Origin of the sequence: Pseudomonas sp. Wu6 (assembly GCF_019891515.1) — a bacterium.
In the GTDB taxonomy this organism is placed as follows: Bacteria; Pseudomonadota; Gammaproteobacteria; order Pseudomonadales; family Pseudomonadaceae; genus Aquipseudomonas; species Aquipseudomonas orientalis_A.
On sequence record NZ_JAFLXH010000079.1, the window covers coordinates 1 to 3282 of the forward strand.

Consider the following 3282-nt stretch of genomic DNA (forward strand, 5'->3'; position numbering starts at 1 on the left):
GGGGCCATAGCTCAGCTGGGAGAGCGCCTGCCTTGCACGCAGGAGGTCAACGGTTCGATCCCGTTTGGCTCCACCATTAACTGCTTCTGCTGTTAGAGTTTAGAAATGAATATTCTGAAGTGAATATTGATTTCTAGTCTTTGATTAGATCGTTCTTTAAAAATTTGGGTATGTGATAGAAAGATAGACTGAACGTTACTTTCACTGGTAACGGATCAGGCTAAGGTAAAATTTGTGAGTTCTCTTAACGAGAAATTCGAATTTTCGGCGAATGTTGTCTTCACAGTATAACCAGATTGCTTGGGGTTATATGGTCAAGTGAAGAAGCGCATACGGTGGATGCCTTGGCAGTCAGAGGCGATGAAAGACGTGGTAGCCTGCGAAAAGCTTCGGGGAGTCGGCAAACAGACTTTGATCCGGAGATGTCTGAATGGGGGAACCCAGCCATCATAAGATGGTTATCTTACGCTGAATACATAGGCGTAAGAGGCGAACCAGGGGAACTGAAACATCTAAGTACCCTGAGGAAAAGAAATCAACCGAGATTCCCTTAGTAGTGGCGAGCGAACGGGGACTAGCCCTTAAGTGGCTTTGAGATTAGCGGAACGCTCTGGAAAGTGCGGCCATAGTGGGTGATAGCCCTGTACGCGAAAATCTCTTAGTCATGAAATCGAGTAGGACGGAGCACGAGAAACTTTGTCTGAATATGGGGGGACCATCCTCCAAGGCTAAATACTACTGACTGACCGATAGTGAACTAGTACCGTGAGGGAAAGGCGAAAAGAACCCCGGAGAGGGGAGTGAAATAGATCCTGAAACCGTATGCGTACAAGCAGTGGGAGCCCACTTTGTTGGGTGACTGCGTACCTTTTGTATAATGGGTCAGCGACTTATTTTCAGTGGCGAGCTTAACCGAATAGGGGAGGCGTAGCGAAAGCGAGTCTTAATAGGGCGTCTAGTCGCTGGGAATAGACCCGAAACCGGGCGATCTATCCATGGGCAGGTTGAAGGTTGGGTAACACTAACTGGAGGACCGAACCGACTACCGTTGAAAAGTTAGCGGATGACCTGTGGATCGGAGTGAAAGGCTAATCAAGCTCGGAGATAGCTGGTTCTCCTCGAAAGCTATTTAGGTAGCGCCTCATGTATCACTGTAGGGGGTAGAGCACTGTTTCGGCTAGGGGGTCATCCCGACTTACCAAACCGATGCAAACTCCGAATACCTACAAGTGCCGAGCATGGGAGACACACGGCGGGTGCTAACGTCCGTCGTGAAAAGGGAAACAACCCAGACCGTCAGCTAAGGTCCCAAAGTTATGGTTAAGTGGGAAACGATGTGGGAAGGCTTAGACAGCTAGGAGGTTGGCTTAGAAGCAGCCACCCTTTAAAGAAAGCGTAATAGCTCACTAGTCGAGTCGGCCTGCGCGGAAGATGTAACGGGGCTCAAACCATACACCGAAGCTACGGGTATCACGTAAGTGATGCGGTAGAGGAGCGTTCTGTAAGCCTGTGAAGGTGAGTTGAGAAGCTTGCTGGAGGTATCAGAAGTGCGAATGCTGACATGAGTAACGACAATGGGTGTGAAAAACACCCACGCCGAAAGACCAAGGTTTCCTGCGCAACGTTAATCGACGCAGGGTTAGTCGGTCCCTAAGGCGAGGCTGAAAAGCGTAGTCGATGGAAAACAGGTTAATATTCCTGTACTTCTGGTTATTGCGATGGAGGGACGGAGAAGGCTAGGCCAGCTTGGCGTTGGTTGTCCAAGTTTAAGGTGGTAGGCTGGAATCTTAGGTAAATCCGGGATTCTAAGGCCGAGAGCTGATGACGAGTCATCTTTTAGATGACGAAGTGGTTGATGCCATGCTTCCAAGAAAAGCTTCTAAGCTTCAGGTAACCAGGAACCGTACCCCAAACCGACACAGGTGGTTGGGTAGAGAATACCAAGGCGCTTGAGAGAACTCGGGTGAAGGAACTAGGCAAAATGGCACCGTAACTTCGGGAGAAGGTGCGCCGGTGAGGGTGAAGGACTTGCTCCGTAAGCTCATGCCGGTCGAAGATACCAGGCCGCTGCGACTGTTTATTAAAAACACAGCACTCTGCAAACACGAAAGTGGACGTATAGGGTGTGACGCCTGCCCGGTGCCGGAAGGTTAATTGATGGGGTTAGCTAACGCGAAGCTCTTGATCGAAGCCCCGGTAAACGGCGGCCGTAACTATAACGGTCCTAAGGTAGCGAAATTCCTTGTCGGGTAAGTTCCGACCTGCACGAATGGCGTAACGATGGCGGCGCTGTCTCCACCCGAGACTCAGTGAAATTGAAATCGCTGTGAAGATGCAGTGTATCCGCGGCTAGACGGAAAGACCCCGTGAACCTTTACTATAGCTTTGCACTGGACTTTGAATTTGCTTGTGTAGGATAGGTGGGAGGCTTTGAAGCGTGGACGCCAGTCTGCGTGGAGCCAACCTTGAAATACCACCCTGGCAACTTTGAGGTTCTAACTCAGGTCCGTTATCCGGATCGAGGACAGTGTATGGTGGGTAGTTTGACTGGGGCGGTCTCCTCCTAAAGAGTAACGGAGGAGTACGAAGGTGCGCTCAGACCGGTCGGAAATCGGTCGTAGAGTATAAAGGCAAAAGCGCGCTTGACTGCGAGACAGACACGTCGAGCAGGTACGAAAGTAGGTCTTAGTGATCCGGTGGTTCTGTATGGAAGGGCCATCGCTCAACGGATAAAAGGTACTCCGGGGATAACAGGCTGATACCGCCCAAGAGTTCATATCGACGGCGGTGTTTGGCACCTCGATGTCGGCTCATCACATCCTGGGGCTGAAGCCGGTCCCAAGGGTATGGCTGTTCGCCATTTAAAGTGGTACGCGAGCTGGGTTTAGAACGTCGTGAGACAGTTCGGTCCCTATCTGCCGTGGACGTTTGAGATTTGAGAGGGGCTGCTCCTAGTACGAGAGGACCGGAGTGGACGAACCTCTGGTGTTCCGGTTGTCACGCCAGTGGCATTGCCGGGTAGCTATGTTCGGAATAGATAACCGCTGAAAGCATCTAAGCGGGAAACTAGCCTCAAGATGAGATCTCACTGGAACCTTGAGTTCCCTGAAGGGCCGTCGAAGACTACGACGTTGATAGGTTGGGTGTGTAAGCGCTGTGAGGCGTTGAGCTAACCAATACTAATTGCCCGTGAGGCTTGACCATATAACACCCAAGCAATTTGACTACTCTAACGAGCATCAGATTGCGGTGTGTGAAGACGAGATGAACCGAAAGTTCGAC

Annotated in this window: 1 tRNA gene and 1 rRNA gene; both read left to right on the top strand. The window is 50.8% G+C overall.

What is annotated here, in order from left to right:
* Positions 1-76, top strand: a tRNA-Ala gene (locus tag J1G34_RS26855).
* A gap of 236 nt (positions 77-312) precedes the next feature.
* Positions 313-3204, top strand: a 23S ribosomal RNA gene (locus tag J1G34_RS26860).
* Positions 3205-3282: the final 78 nt, after the last annotated feature.